The organism is Pseudomonas sp. NPDC086278, from assembly GCF_050280905.1.
Lineage (GTDB): Bacteria > Pseudomonadota > Gammaproteobacteria > Pseudomonadales > Pseudomonadaceae > Aquipseudomonas.
The window spans coordinates 25,229-43,515 of record NZ_JBNNWE010000050.1 but is presented as its reverse complement, the minus strand read 5'-3'; the positions used below and the strand labels follow the sequence as shown (position 1 = coordinate 43,515).

At 61.7% G+C, this 18,287-nt stretch carries 14 protein-coding genes; 10 read left to right on the top strand and 4 right to left on the bottom strand.

Annotated elements, in window-relative coordinates:
• The first annotated feature begins 3 nt into the window (after positions 1-3).
• Together ACQKP4_RS16840 and ACQKP4_RS16835 are read left to right on the top strand one after the other, a co-directional pair.
• Complete coding sequence (locus ACQKP4_RS16840; RefSeq protein WP_427634794.1) at positions 4-1,182, top strand: DUF3142 domain-containing protein; 1,179 nt, start codon at positions 4-6, stop codon at positions 1,180-1,182.
• A complete protein-coding gene (locus ACQKP4_RS16835; RefSeq protein ID WP_427634793.1) occupies positions 1,169-3,289 on the top strand; it encodes a hypothetical protein in 2,121 nt (706 codons plus the stop codon). Before ACQKP4_RS16840 ends, ACQKP4_RS16835 begins: the two co-directional genes overlap by 14 nt.
• A 3-nt stretch (positions 3,290-3,292) precedes the next feature.
• Here ACQKP4_RS16835 and ACQKP4_RS16830 read toward each other — a convergent pair whose 3' ends face one another.
• Entirely contained in the window at positions 3,293-3,922 is a 630-nt protein-coding gene (locus ACQKP4_RS16830; protein WP_427634792.1) for a LysE family translocator, read from the bottom strand.
• Between the two features lie 145 nt (positions 3,923-4,067).
• Between ACQKP4_RS16830 and ACQKP4_RS16825 the strand changes: the two genes are divergently transcribed.
• On the top strand, positions 4,068-4,541 hold the full coding sequence (locus ACQKP4_RS16825; RefSeq protein ID WP_427634791.1) for an Lrp/AsnC family transcriptional regulator: 474 nt from the start codon (positions 4,068-4,070) through the stop codon (positions 4,539-4,541).
• Between the two features lie 124 nt (positions 4,542-4,665).
• Here ACQKP4_RS16825 and lpdA read toward each other — a convergent pair whose 3' ends face one another.
• Positions 4,666-6,066: a dihydrolipoyl dehydrogenase gene (gene lpdA / locus ACQKP4_RS16820; protein WP_427634790.1), complete on the bottom strand. Its 1,401-nt coding sequence runs from the start codon at positions 6,064-6,066 to the stop codon at positions 4,666-4,668.
• 214 nt (positions 6,067-6,280) lie between these two features.
• Between lpdA and hflK (ACQKP4_RS16815) the strand changes: the two genes are divergently transcribed.
• From hflK (ACQKP4_RS16815) to cfaB, 5 genes are all read left to right on the top strand, one after another.
• Positions 6,281-8,245, top strand: coding sequence for a protease modulator HflK (gene hflK, locus ACQKP4_RS16815; RefSeq protein ID WP_427634789.1), 1,965 nt, complete (start codon positions 6,281-6,283; stop codon positions 8,243-8,245).
• Complete coding sequence (hflC, locus tag ACQKP4_RS16810; protein ID WP_427634788.1) at positions 8,242-9,282, top strand: protease modulator HflC; 1,041 nt, start codon at positions 8,242-8,244, stop codon at positions 9,280-9,282. Before hflK (ACQKP4_RS16815) ends, hflC begins: the two co-directional genes overlap by 4 nt.
• Complete coding sequence (gene hflK / locus ACQKP4_RS16805; protein ID WP_427634787.1) at positions 9,279-10,337, top strand: protease modulator HflK; 1,059 nt, start codon at positions 9,279-9,281, stop codon at positions 10,335-10,337. Before hflC ends, hflK (ACQKP4_RS16805) begins: the two co-directional genes overlap by 4 nt.
• Positions 10,334-12,244: a heavy metal translocating P-type ATPase gene (locus tag ACQKP4_RS16800; protein ID WP_427634786.1), complete on the top strand. Its 1,911-nt coding sequence runs from the start codon at positions 10,334-10,336 to the stop codon at positions 12,242-12,244. The genes hflK (ACQKP4_RS16805) and ACQKP4_RS16800 overlap by 4 nt, the downstream gene beginning before the upstream one ends.
• 189 nt (positions 12,245-12,433) lie before the next feature.
• Complete coding sequence (gene cfaB / locus ACQKP4_RS16795) at positions 12,434-13,618, top strand: C17 cyclopropane fatty acid synthase CfaB (protein ID WP_427634785.1); 1,185 nt, start codon at positions 12,434-12,436, stop codon at positions 13,616-13,618.
• On the opposite strand, the gene cls is transcribed toward cfaB, so the two are convergent.
• Positions 13,615-15,054 (bottom strand): cardiolipin synthase, encoded by a 1,440-nt coding sequence (gene cls, locus ACQKP4_RS16790; protein WP_427634784.1) that lies wholly within the window; start codon positions 15,052-15,054, stop codon positions 13,615-13,617. The two genes, cfaB and cls, sit on opposite strands and share 4 nt — an antisense overlap.
• Before the next feature lie 131 nt (positions 15,055-15,185).
• Here cls and ACQKP4_RS16785 point away from each other — a divergent pair, with 131 nt between their 5' ends.
• Positions 15,186-15,707: a DUF3617 domain-containing protein gene (locus ACQKP4_RS16785; protein WP_427634783.1), complete on the top strand. Its 522-nt coding sequence runs from the start codon at positions 15,186-15,188 to the stop codon at positions 15,705-15,707.
• Between the two features lie 68 nt (positions 15,708-15,775).
• Here the strand turns inward: ACQKP4_RS16785 and ACQKP4_RS16780 are convergent, their stop codons facing one another.
• Positions 15,776-16,654, bottom strand: a complete 879-nt coding sequence (locus tag ACQKP4_RS16780; RefSeq protein ID WP_427634782.1) for a His/Gly/Thr/Pro-type tRNA ligase C-terminal domain-containing protein — start codon at positions 16,652-16,654, stop codon at positions 15,776-15,778.
• Between the two features lie 381 nt (positions 16,655-17,035).
• Between ACQKP4_RS16780 and zigA the strand changes: the two genes are divergently transcribed.
• Positions 17,036-18,244 (top strand): zinc metallochaperone GTPase ZigA, encoded by a 1,209-nt coding sequence (gene zigA / locus ACQKP4_RS16775; RefSeq protein WP_427634781.1) that lies wholly within the window; start codon positions 17,036-17,038, stop codon positions 18,242-18,244.
• Positions 18,245-18,287 lie beyond the last annotated feature (43 nt).

Here is an 18,287-nt window from a genome sequence, read left to right as displayed (position 1 = left end):
CGGCTGGTCGCGTCGTTTGCCGCTTTAGTGCTGCTCAGCGGCTGCGAGCAAAAAGACCCGCCGCCACTCGACCAGCAGCTCTACGTCTGGCAACGGCAATGGACGTCGGCCCATGACGCCGCATTGCAGGGCAGCCGCGCGGACTTCTCAACGTTGCGCGTGCTGGCCTTGCAGGCGTTCCCCGGTGCCGGGTGGAGTCGGGCGCGGATCGATCCGGCGCTGCTCAAGCGGGATGGTCGACCGCTGATTGCGGTGATTCGTCTCGACGGCCAGCTCCAGGCGCTGGATCAGGACGAAGTCACCGCGCAGATCCAGCAGGTGCTGAGCGACTGGCAAACGCAGGGGCTGACCGTCTCCGGTGTTGAAATCGACCACGATGCGGGTAACGCCCGGCTGCCGGCTTACCGGGAATTCCTCAAGCACCTGCGCACGGCATTGCCAGCGACCTTGCCCTTGAGCATCACCGCGTTGCCGACCTGGCTGCACAGCCCTGAATTACCCGCGCTGTTGGCGAGCGTCGACAGCAGCGTGTTGCAGGTGCACGCCGTCAGCGATCCGCGTCGCGGGCTGTTTGATCCGGATCAGGCCCGGCAATGGGCCGAGGCCTGGAGTCGCATCACCTCGAGACCTTTTTACCTGGCGCTGCCGGCCTACGGCGTGGCCTTGCTACCGGGCGCCAACGGGGCACCGGTTGTGGAAAGCGAAGTGCCCATTGAGCGCATCGTTGAACGCCGGGAATTGCTGGCGGACCCTTCGCAACTGAGCCAACTCGCCGCCGAGTTGCGCGCCGATCCACCGGCGCACCTGGCCGGTCTGATCTGGTTTCGCCTGCCGCTGGCCGGTGATCGCCGGGCCTGGAGCCTGAACACCTTGCGTGCGGTGGCGCGCGGCGAGACGCTCGACAGTCGCTTGAGCCTGCAACTCGTCGCCCGCAACGGCCTCTACGACATCAGCGTCAGCAACCAAGGCAATCTTGACCGTGCCTGGCCGCAACGCGTCACGCTGGCGGTCAAGGACTGCGACGGCGCCGATGCGCTGGCCGGTTATGCGTTGCAACAACGCCCGGATCTGCTTACCTTCACCCGCTTGCGCGACGGTCGATTGCCGGCCGGCGAGCAGCGCGCCATCGGTTGGGCCCGCTGCGCGTTTATTGATCAAGGAGGTTCGAATGTTCACCCGTAACTGGCCCCGCCATGTGCTTTGCCTGAGCCTCAGCCTGCCGCTGGGTTCGGCGCTGGCCTGCGGGCCGGACTTCCCGATGCGTTTGCTGGACAACCGCGCCCAATCGCTGGCGGAACTGCCGGAGGGCAACTTCCAGTTCGAGATCAACCGGCTCGGGCATGCCATTGCCGGGCTGAAGAACGTTGTCGCCACGCCTTACAGCATGGAAGCGACTGACTACGCGGTGCAGCGAGACAAGGCCGAGCAGTCGGGTTTGACGGCGCAGCAGCAAGCGTTGGTGACGCAGCTGCGCAGCCTGACCGATGCCCATGAAGTCGAGACCCAGGGCGCAAGCCTGCCGACCGAACTCAGGCTTTATCTGGCGGGTGCCGTCGCGTTTAACGCGGGCGATCACGGACTGGCCGCCGACTATTTCCAGAAAGTGCTGGCATTGCCGGCCGAGCAACGCCCGTTGCGCAGCACCTGGGCCGCGTATTCGCTGGGCCGTGCGCTGTTCGCCATGAGCGCCGAAGCCGACGCCACGCCGGACCTGCTGGCGCAGTCGCGAACGGCGTTCGAGCAGACGCGGCAATTGAGCATCGACGGCTTCAGTGATCCGCTGGAGTTAGGTGTCGCCAGCCTCGGCGAAGAAGCCCGCGTGGCTCGCAACGCCGGCGACTGGAACAGCGCGATCGAGCTTTACGCCACGCAAAACCTGCACGGTTCGGCGGTGGGTTATACCTCGCTGAAGTTGTTGATGACCGACCTGCTGGCGATGCCTGACGATCAACTTGCCGAATTGCTCAAGGGCCAACCGGTGCAGCAGTTGGTGACCGCATCGCTGATCAGTCGACTGGGCTGGTCATTTGGTGATCAGCCGCCCAACGAAGTGAAGCTGATCAAGCTCCTGCAAAGCAGTACGCGCGGCAGTCTGGATAACGCCGACCGCTTGGCGGCGATGAATTATCAACAGGGCGATTACGCCAGCGCCAAAGCCTTCCTCGAACACGCCGGCGACGGCGGCCTGGCCTGGTGGCTACGGGCGAAGCTGGCGTTGCGTGACGGCGATAAAAACGCGGCGGCTGCGGCGTATGCCAAGGCGGCTCAGGCGTTCCCGCAGAACGAATCCTGGGGCGAGCGGCGCACGCCTGACTACGACTTGGAAAGTGTCCAGCCCAAATGCCGGGTCGAGGGCGAAAGCGCGATTCTGGCGCTGCAACGCGGGGATTATCTGCAAGCGTTCGATCAGCTGTATCGCAGCCAAAGTATTTATTGGTTCGACGCGGCGACGGTCGCCGAACGCGTGCTGACGGTCGATGAACTCAAACACTACGTCGACACTCAAGTGCCGGCGCCACCGCCGCTTAGCCAGCAGGATCGCGACAACTACGTGGCATTGCCGGTGGCGGCGCAGCTGCGCAATCTGCTCGGGCGTCGATTGCTGCGCGAAGAGCGTTACGACCAGGCGCTGGGCTATTTCGACAATCCCGACTTGCAGAAGAAAGCCAGGCTGTATGCGCAACAACGGCAGATCGCGAATTCGGCGTGGTGGCCGACCAAACGTGCGGCCGCGTTGTTCAACGCTGCGTGGACGGCGCGCGAGTGGGGGATGGATATTCTCGGTTACGAAATGGCCCCGGACTACGCCACGTTCGGCGGCAATTACAGCCTCGAAAACAGTGAGCTGAAGGTCGGCCCGTTAGTGGCTGAAGGCGAAGTCCAGCGCCAGCAAGCCAGCGCCGCCAAACCCGACGAGCGCTATCACTATCGATTTGTTGCAACGGCGTTGGCCAGCCGCGCGGCCGACAACTTGCCGCACACCAGTCAGGCCTTTGCGGCGGTGTTGTGTTCGGCGGCGGGCTGGAACAGCAGCCTTGAAGACCAAAGCGCGCTCTATCAGCGCTATGTCCAAGAAGGGCCGTACGTGGACTGGGCGGTGGATTTCGGCCATCAGTGCCCGTTTCCCGATTTTGAAAACGCGAGCAAGCGCTACGTCACTCAAGTGACTGACACGGCACGTTCGGCGCTGCGTCCCTACAAGTGGCCGGTGTTGATCGGCGCAGTCATCGCCGTGACCGCTGCGGCGCTGGTGTTGATCAACCGTCGCCGCCGTCGTCACGCACCCTAAGGCTTACGCCTGTTGAATAAAGGTCAGCCGCACCGCGAAGCCGATCAACAGGCTGCCGAACAACCACTGTTGCAGGCGCTGGGCCGAGGGACTGCGTTGCAGCCAGCGGCCCAGCGCGGCGCCGGCCAGGGCGTAGGCGCTGTCGAACAGTAGACCGACAGCGACCAGCATCATGCCCAACAGCGCAAATTGGCCCAGCACCGGGCCGGCAGCCGGGTTGATGAATTGCGGCAGCAAAACGGAACAGAACAGCAAGGCCTTGGGGTTGAGCAGGTTGGTGAGCAAGCCACGGCGAATCGCTTCCGGCCAGTGCGCTGTGGCTGCGGTTTCATCGCCGCCATTCAGGCTCGGCAACATCGTGGTTCGCAGGCACTGAATGCCGATCCACAGCAGGTACGCGGCCCCGGCCAGACGCACCACATCGAAGGTCCACGGCGCGGCTTTGAACAGCGCCGCCAGCCCCAGCGCCGCCAGTGCGACATGACACCCCCGGGCGATGCCCAACCCCACGGCCGTGGCCAGTGCCGCGCCTTTGCCTTGTCGGGCGCCGGTTTGCAGCAGCAGGATCATGTCCGGCCCCGGCAGCAGAAACACCACCGCCAGCGCCATGAAATACAGCCAGAGTCCTGCCACGTTGCACCCCATTCGTTATCGATTCGGTAACGCCAGTCTAGGGCGCAAGGGCAGAGTGGGTGCTTGCGTAGTCAGCTTCTAAAGCGCTGGCAATTGGCATAATCTGCCGATTCTTGACGTCTCTACCATCCGGATCTGCCAAACCATGAAACTTGACGCTTACGACCGCAAGATTCTCGCCGCCCTGCAACGGGACGGGCGCCTGAGCAATGTGCAACTGGCGGAAAAAATCGGCCTGTCGGCTTCGCCGTGTTTGCGTCGGGTGCGGATGCTGGAAGAGGCGGGCGTGATTCGCGGCTATCAGGCCAATCTTGATCGCGATGAAGTGGGGCTTGGGCTGACGGTGTTTGTCGGGGTCAAGGTTGAGCGCCACAACGATGAACAGGCGGAAGCGTTTCGCCTCGCCGTGACCGCGTTGCCCGAAGTGATTTCGGCGTTTCTGGTGTCAGGGGAATCGGATTTCCTGCTGCAAGTGGTGGTGCCGGATTTGCGCGGCTACGACCGGTTTCTCACCGAGCGCTTATTGAAGTTGCCGGGGGTGAGTGACATCCGCAGCAACTTTGCGATTCATACGGTGAAGACGCCGGGGGCGTTGCCGTTGGGGCATTTGCCGCTTTAGACCGTATCGCGCCTTTCGCGAGCGAGCCCGCTCCCACATTGGATCTGTGGTGTACACAAAACCCATGTGGGAGCGGGCTTGCTCCGGGCGGCGTTCCGACGAAGGCGGCCGAACAGGCTACCCGCTACATCTGCGTCGCCATCCCCTCCACATTCATCGCCGCCTGGCGCAACGCCTCGGACCGTGTCGGATGCGGATGGCAGGTCAATGCGATGTCCTCGGCCGACGCGCTGAACTCCATCGCCACGCAATATTCGCCAATCATTTCACTGACACTCGGCCCCACCAGGTGCACGCCGAGAATTTCGTCGGTGCGCTCATCGGCCAGGACTTTGGCGAAGCCTTCGGTCTCGTGGTTGATCTTCGCCCGGCTGTTGGCGGTGAAAGGGAATTTGCCGACTTTGTAGGCGCGGCCTTCGGCCTTGAGCTGTTCTTCGGTTTTACCGACGCTGGCCAGCTCCGGTCTGGTGTAGATGACGTTGGGGATCAGGTTGTAATTGACCTCGCCGGCCTTGCCGACGATCTGCTCGACGCAGGCCATGGCCTCGTCTTCGGCCTTGTGCGCGAGCATCGGCCCGGAGGTGACGTCGCCAATCACCCAGATGCCCGCCGCTTCGGTGCGGTGGCCCTTGTTGGCGAGCATGCCGCGCTTGTCCGGGGCGAGGCCGACGTTTTCCAGGCCCAGGCCCTGGGTGTACGGCCGACGGCCGATGGACACCAGCACGTAATCGGCTTCGATCATTTCTGCCGTGCCGCCCGCCGCTGGCTCAACGCTGAGCTGAACGCCGTTTTCCGACGTGGTGGCGCTGGTGACTTTCGAACTCAATTTGAAGCTGATGCCCTGTTTGCTCAGCGAGCGTTGCAGGGTTTTGCCCGCCTCGGCATCGACACCGGGGCAGATGCGGTCGAGAAACTCGATCACGGTCACCTGCGCGCCCAGGCGCCGCCATACCGAACCCAGCTCCAGCCCAATGACGCCGGCGCCGATCACCACCAGATGCTTCGGCACTTCGGCCAGCGACAGCGCGCCGGTGGAATCAAGGATGCGTTTATTGTCGACTTCGACGCCCGGCAGGGGCGTGGGCTCAGAGCCGGTGGCAATGATGATGTCTTTGGCGGTCAGCTCGGTCTTGGCGCCCTGGCTGTCGGTCACTGTGACCTTGCCCGGCCCGTCGATCCGGCCCCAGCCCTTGATCCAGTCGACCTTGTTCTTGCGAAACAGAAACTCGATGCCCTTGGTCAGCGCGGTAACGCTCTCGTCCTTCTGTTTCATCATCTGCGCGAGGTTGAGCGTGGGTTTGACCTCGATGCCCAGGTTGGCGAATTCCGCGCCCATGGCCGCGTCGTACAGCTCGGAGGCATGCAACAGCGCCTTGGACGGCATGCAGCCGACGTTGAGGCAAGTGCCGCCAAGGGTGGCGCGGCCTTCGACGCAAGCGGCTTTCAAACCTAGCTGGCCTGCACGGATCGCTGCGTTATAACCACCGGGGCCACCGCCCAGAATCACGACGTCGTAACTGCTCATGGATGCTCTCCTGAAGTGAAGGTTCGGGCTGGTTAAAAGTAGTCTTTGATAAAAATTACGAACGTAATATGTGCGTTGCGGGCTATTTCGGTCAAGGCTTCAGGCTAGCGACAGGTTGGGCATCTTTAGATAGGGCGATTGAGTACGAAAATTTCACCATGTGCGTTATATCGTAACGAAATATGACGTGGGCGAAGAACAACACTGGAGTGGTATGCAAGTCGATCTCGAAGTGGATGAAGCGCCGGTAGCCGGGCTGCCGCGTTTTCAACAGGCGGTGTTCCACGGCCGACGATTGCGACAGTTCGCTATCGGCCTCAGCGTCTTGGCGGCCGTTGGATTGTTGTTGGCGTTTTTTGTCGGATTGTTTGCGCCGCTTTCATTGTGGGCGGCGTTGCTGGTGAATCAGAGCGCCGGTTTGCTGGTGCTGATTGCCGGTATGCAATCGGCGTGGTGGGTGACGCAGTGGCGGGTGCGGGCCATGAATCCGCTGCTGCCAGTGACGGTGGTGCCTGACGCAGAAACCGTCGCGCCGCAAGGCTGGTATGAACGGCTATTGGACCGACTCGACCGGCGCTCGACGCGAATCATCGGCCAAATCGGCGAGCCGACGCTCTGGCTCGGCGGCTGGGCGCTGCTGGCGTTGTACAGCATCGGTCAGTTCTGGAACCTCGCATTAGTGCCGACGGCGCTGGGCGTCTGGGCCAGTATCAGCGCCGCGTTGTCGTTGTTGCTGGCGTTCGGGTTACTGGTGTTCGAACGTCAGATGGCTCAGGAAAACCTCGCCGCGTGGCCGGAAGCGCAGTCGTTGGCGCAGATGAGCCGCGTCGCGATCACGTGTCTGGTGCTCAGCGCGTTGTGCTTGTTGTTCGCCAGTGAGAGTTCGGTGTGGCCGGTGCGTCTGGCGGTGTTGATCGGTGTGCTGCCGGGCCTGGTTGCGGTCGAACTGCTGCTGCGCGCGGTGCTGTCGCTGTTCAGTCCGCAGCGTGAACAACTCGAGCCGTCACTGCTGGCGCGAAGCTTCGTCGCCGACCTGCTGCGCTGGCCACCTCAACCGCTGCTCGCGTTGCAGCACGAATTGCACAACCGTTTCGGCATCGACCTGCGGCAGATCTGGGCCTTCACCTACATGCGCCGGGCGTTTCTGCCGGTGCTGGCGGTGGTGGCCGTTGTCGGTTGGGCGCTGACGGGGGTTCACGAAATTCCGCTGCAAGGGCGTGGCATCTACGAGCGCTTCGGCAAACCGGTAGAGGTCTTCGGGCCGGGTTTGCACGCGGGGTTGCCGTGGCCATTGGGCCGTGTGCTGAGCGTCGAAAACGGCGTGGTCCACGAGTTGGCCACCAGCGTCGGTGAAGCCTCGGCGCCGGTGGCGGCCGAACCTGCGGAAGGCCCGGCCCCGGCCATCGCCAATCGGTTGTGGGACGCCAGCCATGTGAATGACAAATCCCAGGTCATCGCCAGCAGTCGTGGCGACAAGCAGAGCTTCCAGATCGTCAACATGGACGTGCGCTTCGTCTATCGCATCGGCCTCACCGATCAAGCCGCGTTGGCCGCGACTTACAACAGTGCCGACGTACCGACGCTGATCCGCAGCACCGCCAGCCGCATTCTGGTTCACGATTTTGCCTCGCGAACCCTTGACGGTTTGCTCGGTGAAGACCGGGTAGGGCTGGGCGAGGAAATCGGTCGCGCGGTGCAGGCTGACCTGCAAAAACTCGACAGTGGCGTGGAAATTCTCGCCACCGTGGTCGAGGCGATTCATCCGCCCGCTGGTGCCGCCAATGCGTATCACGCTGTGCAGGCGGCGCAGATTGGCGCGCAGGCGTTGATCTCGCGTGAGCGCGGTGCTGCGGCGGAAGCAACCAATCAGGCGCAACTGCAAGCCAGCATTGCCCGTGATCAAGCGACGGCCAGCGCCCACGAAGTCAACTCGGCGGCGCAGGCCGCCAATCTGAAATTCAGCGCCGAGCAAAAGGCTTACGCCAGCGCCGGCCAAGCCTTCGTGCTCGAACAATACTTCAGCCAACTGACCCAGGGCCTGGCCAACGCCAGGTTGCTGGTGCTCGATCATCGCCTGGGCGGCAGCGGCAACGCGCCGACCATCGACCTCCGTACTTTCACGCTGCCGGCTGATCCTGCGTCGCCGCGTAATAGCCCTCAGCCAGGAGCTACCCATTGAGCCAGTCGCCTGCACACGATCACGACGACCACGCCGGCCACGATCACGGCCACGCGGGGCATCACCACGGTCACCATCATCACCATCACGGCGCGCCCGAAGCAGCCGGCCCGTTCCCGTGGCGGCGCATGGGCTGGGCGGCCTTGCTGGTTGCGTTCGCGATTGCGGCTGCAAGCCTGGTGCAAGTGCGCTCGGGGGAGGCGACGGTGATCACGCGCTTCGGTAACCCGTCGCGGGTGTTGCTGGAACCGGGTCTGGGTTGGCGCTGGCCGGCACCGTTTGAAGCAGCGATTCCGGTGGACTTGCGGTTGCGAACGACGTCCAGCGGTTTGCAGGACGTGGGTACGCGAGACGGTTTGCGCATCATTGTTCAGGCTTACGTGGCGTGGCAGGTGCAGGGTGATCCGGACAACGTGCAACGCTTTATGCGCGCGGTGCAGAATCAGCCGGACGAAGCGGCGCGGCAAATTCGCACCTTCGTCGGTTCTGCGCTGGAAACCACCGCCAGCAGTTTTGACTTGGCGAACCTGGTCAACACCGATGCCAACCAAGTGCACATCGCCGATTTTGAAGCGCAACTGCGTCAGCAGATCGATCAACAGTTGCTCACCACCTATGGCGTGCGCGTGCTGCAAGTCGGCATCGAACGGCTGACGTTGCCGTCGGTAACGCTCACCGCCACGGTCGACCGCATGCGCGCCGAGCGTGAAACCATTGCCACCGAACGCACCGCCATTGGCAAGCGTGAAGCGGCGCAAATCCGTTCGGCCGCTGAGCGTGATGCGCGCATTGTGCAGGCGGATGCGACGGTCAAAGCCGCAGATATCGAAGCGCAGTCTCGCGTTGAAGCGGCGCAGATTTACGGTCGCGCTTACGCCGGCTCGCCGCAGTTGTACAACCTGCTGCGCTCGCTGGACACCTTGGGCACGATTGTTTCACCGGGCACCAAACTGATTTTGCGCACCGATGCCGCGCCTTTCCGGGTACTGGTTGACGGCCCTCCGACCCTCGATAACAAGTCCGGGTCGCAGCCATGAAATTAGTTCCACGTGGAACACGTGAGTTAAGTAGCCCCTGGATTCAGGCCGGACGAGTGGCTTTTCTGGCGCTCTACGCGGTGACGGTTCTGGCTGCTTTGGCGTGGGCGTTCTCCAACGTGCGGCAGATTGATCCGCAAAACCGCGCCGTGGTGTTGTACTTCGGCGCGCTGGATCGCATTCAGAATGCCGGGTTGCTGTTGGCGTGGCCGCGACCTTTTGAACAGGTGGTGTTGTTGCCGGCAGCGGATCGGGTGATTGAACGTCGGGTGGAAAACCTGCTGCGCAGTGATGTCGCCGTGCAGGCGGATCGGGTGGCGTCGTTCGCCACGCCGATCAGCGATGCTCTTGCCGGTTCCGGTTACCTGCTGACGGGTGACGCGGGCGTGGTGCAACTCGATGTGCGGGTGTTCTACAAAGTCACCGAACCGTATGCGTTCGTGCTGCAAGGTGAACACGTATTGCCGGCGCTGGACCGGTTAGTCACGCGCAGCGCCGTGGCGCTCACGGCGGCGCGAGACCTGGACACCATTCTCGTGGCCCGACCGGAGTTGATCGGCGCGGACAGCCAGGCCGCCGAACGTCGTGAGCGTTTGCGCGGTGATTTGGTGCAGGGCATCAATCAACGCCTCGCCGACCTGACGGCGACAGGGCAGGGGCTTGGGATTGAAGTCTCACGCGTTGATGTGCAATCGAGCTTGCCCGGCCCCGCCGTGAACGCCTTCAACGCGGTGCTGACGGCAAGCCAGCAAGCCGACAAAGCGGTGGCCAACGCGCGTACGGAAGCCGAGAAGCTCACCCAGTCGGCCAATGAACAAGCGGATCGCGCACTGCAAGTCGCTCATGCACAAGCCAGCGAACGGGTGGCGAAAGCGTCCGCCGATACGGCCACGGTATTGAGCCTGGCCAAGGCGCAACAACAAGGCACCGACCCGCAGATGTTGCTGCGCATTTACCGTGAGCGGATGCCGAAGATTCTCGGCCAGGCCGGGTCGGTCACCACGGTCGATCCCCAAGACGATTCCCGTCTGATCATTCAGGGAGCTGCGCAATGACCGCCCCAACCGCCGCCGCGCCGAGCATGTTGTCCTCGGCCGAACAACGCAGCGCTGCGCGTCAACTGACGTTGGCGATGCTCGCCCTCGGGCTGCTTGGCCTCGGGTTGGCCTGGCGGTGGTTGTCGCCAGAGCAAACCGGGGTCAGTCAGTTGCTGTTGGGTTTTGCCTCGCTGCTGGTGGCCGTGCCGGTGATGCGTTCGGCGTGGTACAGCCTGCGTTATCCAAGCCTGCATGGCATTACTGATCAACTGATTGCGCTGGCCATGCTCGGTGCGTGGGCCACCGGTGATCTGCTGACCGCTGCGCTGCTGCCGATCATCATGATCTTCGGCCACGTGCTGGAAGAGCGCAGCGTGATCGGTTCGCAAGAGGCGATTCACGCCCTCGGCAAACTGACCCGCAGCCACGCGCGCAAGGTACAGGCGGATGGCTCGGTGCTGGAAGTCGACAACGGCACGCTCAAGGCCGGCGACCTCGTAGAGGTGCGGGCCGGTGATCGAGTGCCGGCGGATGGCCGGGTGTTGTCCGGTCAAGCGAGCCTCGACACCGCATCGATTACCGGTGAGTCGGTGCCGATGGAAGCGGGCGTTGGCATGCAGGTCTTCGGCGGTGCGATCAACCTTGATGGCTTGTTGCGGATCGAAGTGACCCGCACCGGCAACGAGTCGACCCTGGGCAAAGTCATCGCGTTGATGCAAAGCGCCGAGCGTTCCAAGCCTCCAATCACCCGTTTGCTGGAACGCTACGCCGGCAGTTACATGGTGTTGGTGTTGCTGCTGGCGGCAGTGACCTGGTTCGTCACCAACGATGCGCAAGCGATGCTCGCGGTATTGGTGGCGGCTTGCCCCTGCGCCTTGGTGTTGTCGGCGCCGGCCACGGCGATTGCCGGCGTCGCCGTGGCGGCGCGGCACGGCATTCTGATCCGCAGCTCGGCGTTTCTCGAAGAGTTGGCGGACCTGACGTCGCTGGTGGTCGACAAGACTGGCACGTTGACGTTTGGCACCTTGCGCCTGCAATCCATCGACAGCCCGCTGGAAGACCGTACTCAGCTGCTGAAACTTGCCGCCAGCCTCGGTTCGGCGAGTAGTCATCCGGTGAGCCGCGCGTTGGCCGGGCTGGTGGCACAAGAGCATTTCCTGTTGCTCTCGGACATTCATGAGCGCCAGGGGCTGGGCGTTGTGGCGACGACGGAGCAGGGCGCAGCGGCGCTGGGCCGGCCGGAGTTGTTTGCGCAATTGGGCATCACCACCTCGACGGTTCCCGAGCATGACGGCCCGATTGCCGGCCTCGCGCTCAACGGGGAATTCCTGGCGTGGTTGCTGCTGGCAGACAGCGCCAAACCCGAAGCGCGATTCGCCTTGAACGAGTTGCGTGAACTGGGGCTGGGTCGGCAGTTGTTGCTGACGGGCGATCGGCAAAGCGTGGCCAACACCTTGGCCCGCGATGTCGGCATAGGCGATGTCGAGGCGCAGGCGTTGCCCGAGGACAAACTCAACCGCGTGCTGGCGGAAATCGACAACGGCTTCCGGCCCATGGTGGTGGGCGACGGTATCAATGATTCGCTGGCACTCAAGGCCGGTGTCGTCGGCGTGGCGATGGGCGCGGGTGGGGCCGACATTGCACTGGCCTCGGCCGATATCGTGCTGATCGGCAGTGATCTGCGTCGCCTCGGGACCTGTGTGCGGCTAAGCCGACAATGCCGACATACGTTGCAGGTCAACGTGATCATCGGCCTGGGCTGGACGTTGGCCATCGTGGCTTTTGCCGCATTCGGCTGGCTCGGCGCGGCAGGGGCGATGATTGCTGCGTTGTTGCACAACTTGAGCACGCTGCTGGTGCTGGGTAATGCCGGGCGCCTGCTGCGGTTCCAGGAGCCCTTGCTGAAATTGAACGATGAAAGCTGAGTGGCGAACTCTTGGAGAACTGTGCGTCGAGTTTGCAGTCATCTACCAAGAGGGCACTGCACTCTGTGAGTTCGCGAGGGTTGGCTAGCGCGTTGCGAGTCATAGAAGACGGCTATTAATTCGATAGCCAGCTATTTTTCAGGGATGGTCTACCCTCATTTCAGACGTCTGAAACAAGGGGGACTTTCCATGCTCGCGCAACTTCCACCAGCCTTACAGAATTTGCAGTTACCGCTTCGCCTGCGACTCTGGGACGGCCATGAATTCAATTTGGGGCCGACGCCCAGCGTCACCATCGTGGTCAAAGATCCCCAGATGGTCAGCCAGTTCACTCATCCCAGCCTGGATGCACTCGGGGCTGCGTTTGTCGAAGGCAAGCTCGAGCTCGAAGGCTCCATCAGCGACGTGATTCGCGTCTGCGATGAGTGGAGCCTCGCCTTGCTGGGCGACATGGACAGTCAGCCGGTGCGCACCGTGCACGACAAGGAAACCGACGCCAAGGCGATCTCCTACCACTACGACCTTTCCAATGCGTTTTACCAGTTGTGGCTCGACAGCGACATGGCGTATTCCTGCGCGTATTTCGAGACGGGCAGCGAATCGCTCGAGCAGGCGCAGCAAGCCAAGTTTCGGCACTTGTGTCGCAAGTTACGCTTGCAGCCCGGTGATTATTTGCTCGACGTCGGTTGCGGCTGGGGTGGGTTGGCACGGTATGCGGCCCGGGAATTTGGCGCGAAGGTGTTCGGGATCACGCTGAGTAAAGAGCAACTGGCGCTGGCGCGTGAGCGTGTGAAAGACGAAGGGCTTGAAGACCTGGTCGAACTGCAATTGCTCGATTACCGTGACCTGCCGCAGGACGGTCGTTTCGACAAAGTGGTCAGCGTCGGCATGTTCGAACACGTCGGCCACGCCAACCTCACGGAGTACTGCAAGATCCTGTTCGGCGCGGTGAAGGAGGGTGGGCTGGTGATGAACCACGGCATCACCGCCAAGCATACCGATGGACGCCCAGTCGGCCGCGGTGCCGGGGATTTCATCGAGAAGTACGTGTTTCCCAATGGCGAACTGCCGCACCTGTCGATGATCTCTGCCGAAATCAGCGACGCGGGGCTGGAGATCGTCGACGTCGAGAGCTTGCGCCTGCACTACGCGCGAACCCTCGATCACTGGAGCGAACGCCTGGAGGACAATCTGGAAGCCGCCGCCAGGCAAGTGCCAGAGCAGGCCTTGCGGATCTGGCGACTGTACCTGGCGGGCTGCGCCTACGCCTTCGCCAAGGGCTGGATCAACTTGCATCAGATCCTTGCGGTGAAAGCGCATGCCGATGGCAGCCATGAATTGCCATGGACCCGAGACGATATCTACACGCCTTAAAGAATTGGAGAAATAAGCCGGGCGATCCGCATACCGAGCTGTTGCAGGCGGTGGGTCTCCCGGCTTTCTTCTCTGCTGACCTCGTGGGCCTGGGCGAAGTCATCGTTGAGCATCTGTTCCACCTCGGCGGCGAACGTGCTGTCGACGGTCAGCAGCATCACTTCGAAATTCAGCCGGAACGAACGGTTATCCAGATTGGCGCTGCCGATGGCGCTGATTTCACTGTCGATCAACACCACTTTCTGATGCAGGAAACCGGGTTCATAGCGGAACACCCGCACACCCGCGCGCACCGCTTCAAAGGCGTACAGGCTGGAGGCGGCGTAGACGATGCGATGATCAGGTCGTGACGGTAGCAACAGCCGCACATCGACGCCGCGCAACACCGCCAGCCTCAATGCAGCGAAAACAGCTTCGTCGGGAACGAAATAGGGGCTGGTGATCCACACCCTTTCGTTCGCCGCGTGTATCGCTTCGACGAAGAATAATGAACAGGTTTCGTAGGAGTCCGCCGGCCCGCTTGCCAGCAACTGGCACAGGACGCCGTCGTCCGGGTATACGTCCGGCAGGATCAGCGGAGGCAATGAACGCGCCGCCCAGAACCAGTCTTCCGCGAATGATTCCTGCATGCAGGCCACGACTGGCCCGCGCACCTGGACGTGGGTATCACGCCAAGGCGCCAGCGGTGGTTTCTCGCCCATGTATTCGTCGCCGACGTTGTGCCCGCCGACGAAGCCTGTAAGGCCGTCGACCACCACAATCTTGCGGTGGTTGCGAAAGTTGACCTGGAAGCGATTGAGCCAGCCGCTGCGGGTGGCGAAGGCTTTGACCTCGACGCCCGCGTCGCGCAGCGGTTGCACGTAACTGTGGGGCAGGGCATGGCTGCCGATGCGGTCGTACAGCAGGTAAATCGCCACGCCCTCGGCGGCTTTCTTCAGCAGTAACGTTTGCAGGCGTTGGCCGAGACGGTCGTCGTGGATGATGAAAAACTGAATCAGCACCGCGTGCTTTGCTTCGCTGATCGCAGCAAAAATGGCGTCGAACGTAGCTTGGCCATTGATCAGCAAACGAACTTCGTTGTTCGCCAGGCACGGCATGCGGCCCATTTTCGGCATCGCCCGCAGGGACGCGTAAGCATTGGATGCGCGGGCGGTCAGCGCTTCTTCGACCCAAGGGCGCCAGTTGAGCTCGGAAATCGCCTTGCGCATTTCTTCGTTGGCCTGACGCCGGGCCTTGATGTAACCATCGAAGGTGCTGCGGCCGAAGACCAGATACGGGATGAGCGTCAGGTAGGGAATAAACACCAACGAAAGGGCCCAGGCAATCGAGCCCTGGGCGGTCCGGACGGTGAGTACGGCGTGGGTAGCGGCGATCAGGCCCAGCGTGTGAAGCAGTGCAATCGTATAGCCGAAAATGTGCGGTGCAAAATAATCCATGGGGCAACCTTGCTCCTGAAGATTCAATGCGTAACAGACCATGTTCTGTGCAGAATGTCGCTATTTAATTGGCCCATGAACCGAAGCCGGCGGCTGACGTCTAACGGCCACTACTGATCAGGAGTTACGCAATGAATGTTCGTCTGCCGGGTTTGGCCATGGCTATTGGTTTGGCACTTCCTGTGGCCGCTCAGGCACAGATGCTTCAGCCGGGTTTGTGGGAGCTGACCACCAGCAACATGAAGGTCGATGACCAGAACCTGCCCGATTTGCAGTTGATCCTTGGTCAACTGCAAAACCAGATGACCCCGGAGCAGCGTGCACAGCTGGAGAAGCAGGGGATCACCATGGGCGGCAAGGGCATTCGCGCGTGCCTGACACCAGAGCAGGTGAAGACGGACAACATTCCCCTGACTGATCCGCAATCCGGCTGCAAACAGGAAATCACCGATCGCAACGGCAATCAGTGGAAGTTCCGCTTCAGCTGTCCGAAGGCGCAGGGCGCCGGAGTTGCCACGTTCCTCAGTGATCGTGAGTTCACCACCAAGGTCAATGGCACGTTCAATGCGACCGGCATTCAGCAGAAGGGCAGCCTCGAAAGCCGCGCCGTCTGGTTGGGGCAGGATTGCGGGACGGTTAAACCGAGGGCTTGAAGCTTCTTGAGCAGGCGCACTCCCACAGGGTTTTGCTCATGACCTTGTGGGAGGTAGGCCTCGCGATATTAGTGGCCTGCCATTTTCGTTGATGCCAACCAATCACACGCCACTTCGATGCCCATCCTGCCGAAGTCTTCGCCGGTGCGGCTGCGCACACTGACAAATCCACCCTTCTTTTCTTTTTCGCCGATGACCAATAGATACGGCACGGACTGACTGTGTTCGCGAATCTTGTAGCGGATTTTCTCGTTGCGTAAATCCGAGCGGGCATGCACGCCGCTGCGGCGCAGTGTTTCGGTTACCGATTGTGCGTAATCCGCCTGGCATTCTTCCATGCTGACGATGACGACGTGGGGCGGCGCCAGCCATTGATCCAGGTCCTGTTGGCAGGACCAGCACGTGCCGTAAATCCGTTGTGTCGACGTTCCGCACAGGTGGTCAACGGAAAACGCTTGCAGTACTCGGGTCGCCGGAACATGTGGCCCTGCGCTGACCAACTCGAAGTCGCCCATGCGGTACAGCGGCGTTGTTCCCTGGCGGCGAATCGAGTGATTGGTCGCTGAAAGCGCATGCATGCGCGCTTCAATCAGGGGTAGGTCGAGTTGAGTGAGCGCGCGCTGGACAACAAACTCATGATAGAAGCCGTCGCCCACTACCCGGCCTTCGTGCGATTGCGCCGTCGGATGCAATTGTTTGATCGCCATGGCCAACATCAGCGCACATGAGCGTCGCAGGATCTCCAGGCCATCCGGTTCCTGAGGCGTGACGATGTTGACCCTGGCGTCGGCCTTGATCATGAATTCACAGTCCACCAACACGCCTTCGACACGTCCGGCCACGGCGGCTTTTGCCAGGCCGAGGGAAATGCTCGCGGCAAGCTCGTACACCGACAACGGCTGGTCGTATTCGCGCACTGAACCGTCGCTGAGGGTGATGTGAATCATGTCGATACTCTTGATGCCCGGATGGGCTATGAGGGGTGGTTATCGGCAACACCGTGGCGGCCATTAATTCAGTCTTTATGACACCTTGTTACTGACCTGCCCGGCATCACCGCCAGGGGCGCGCGCGGATGAACAGGGTACGTCGATTCTTAGTTCCACGTGGAACATCGAGTGTTTCCAATCGTGCCTCGATGGTCGGCGGATAGGGCTTCCAACTCGCCAGCGAAGTGTTCATCAACGCAAGTTTCAAGGTAATACGCCCAGGTTTTCTCAAGGGTGTTTGCCGTCATGGGCAAATGAGGAGTGGATTGTTTGAATTGTTATACCATAACATTTGAATAAGCCCGACACCGCGACGGGCATCCTTGTGAGGAATACCTGATGCCCCATCGTCTTCCCGTCACCGTGCTTTCGGGCTTTCTTGGCGCCGGCAAAAGCACGCTGCTGAACTACGTGCTGCGTAACCGTGAACAGCTTCGAGTCGCCGTAATCGTCAACGACATGAGCGAAATCAATATCGATGGCAGCGAAGTGCAGCGCGATGTCAGCCTGAACCGCGCCGAAGAAAAACTCGTCGAAATGAGCAACGGCTGCATCTGCTGTACCCTGCGCGAAGACCTGCTGGAAGAAGTCAGCCAGCTCGCCAGGGACGGTCGCTTCGACTACTTGCTGATCGAGTCCACCGGCATTTCCGAGCCGCTGCCCGTGGCCGAAACCTTTACCTTTCGCGATGAAGAAGGCCAAAGCCTGACCGACATCGCGCGGCTCGACACCATGGTCACGGTGGTCGATGGCTTGAATTTCCTGCTGGATTACCAGGCCGCCGAGAGCCTCGCCTCCCGAGGTGAAACCCTGGGCGAGGAGGATGAGCGATCGATCACTGAACTGTTGATCGAGCAGGTCGAATTCGCCGACGTCATCCTCATCAGCAAAATTGATTTAATCAGCGGTGACCAGCGCAAGGAATTGATCGAGATCCTCGAACGCCTGAATGCCCATGCCGAGATCATTCCGATGGTCATGGGCGAAATTCCCTTGGAAAAGATCCTGAATACCGGCCGCTTCAATTTTGAAAAAGCCGCCCAGGCCCCCGGTTGGTTGCAGGAATTGCGCGGTGAACACGTGCCGGAGACCGCCGAGTACGGCATCGCCTCGACGGCTTATCGGGCGCGCCGACCATTCCACCCACAGCGTTTTTTCAGCTTCATCGATCGCCCCTGGGGCAACGGCAAACTCCTGCGTTCCAAAGGTTTTTTCTGGTTGGCCAGCAAGCACCTGGACGCCGGCAGCTGGTCTCAGGCGGGCGGGTTGATGCGCCATGGTTTCGCCGGTCGCTGGTGGCGTTTCGTGCCGAAGAACCAATGGCCACAAGATGAGGAAAGCACTGCCGCAATCATGGAGAGCTGGACCGCCGGCACCGGCGATTGCCGTCAGGAACTGGTGTTCATCGGCCAGCACATCGACTTCGCACAACTCACCGCTGAACTCGACCGCTGCCTGCTGACCGACGCCGAAATGGCCTTGGGTGTCGAGCGCTGGCGGCTTCTGCCAGACCCGTTTGGGCCTTGGCACGAAGAGGCGGTGGCCTGATGTTGGCGCCCGGTTGATCCTGGCGCTGGATTGGCTCGGCCCA

Coding starts and splice junctions, on each gene's coding strand:
- cfaB (WP_427634785.1), top strand. CDS start 12,434: ATGCTCGCGCAACTTCCACCAGCCTTACAGAATTTGCAGTTACCGCTT.
- ACQKP4_RS16785 (WP_427634783.1), top strand. CDS start 15,186: ATGAATGTTCGTCTGCCGGGTTTGGCCATGGCTATTGGTTTGGCACTT.
- hflK (WP_427634789.1), top strand. CDS start 6,281: ATGCAAGTCGATCTCGAAGTGGATGAAGCGCCGGTAGCCGGGCTGCCG.
- hflK (WP_427634787.1), top strand. CDS start 9,279: ATGAAATTAGTTCCACGTGGAACACGTGAGTTAAGTAGCCCCTGGATT.
- cls (WP_427634784.1), bottom strand. CDS start 15,054: ATGGATTATTTTGCACCGCACATTTTCGGCTATACGATTGCACTGCTT.
- zigA (WP_427634781.1), top strand. CDS start 17,036: ATGCCCCATCGTCTTCCCGTCACCGTGCTTTCGGGCTTTCTTGGCGCC.
- ACQKP4_RS16825 (WP_427634791.1), top strand. CDS start 4,068: ATGAAACTTGACGCTTACGACCGCAAGATTCTCGCCGCCCTGCAACGG.
- lpdA (WP_427634790.1), bottom strand. CDS start 6,066: ATGAGCAGTTACGACGTCGTGATTCTGGGCGGTGGCCCCGGTGGTTAT.
- ACQKP4_RS16800 (WP_427634786.1), top strand. CDS start 10,334: ATGACCGCCCCAACCGCCGCCGCGCCGAGCATGTTGTCCTCGGCCGAA.
- ACQKP4_RS16835 (WP_427634793.1), top strand. CDS start 1,169: ATGTTCACCCGTAACTGGCCCCGCCATGTGCTTTGCCTGAGCCTCAGC.
- ACQKP4_RS16780 (WP_427634782.1), bottom strand. CDS start 16,654: ATGATTCACATCACCCTCAGCGACGGTTCAGTGCGCGAATACGACCAG.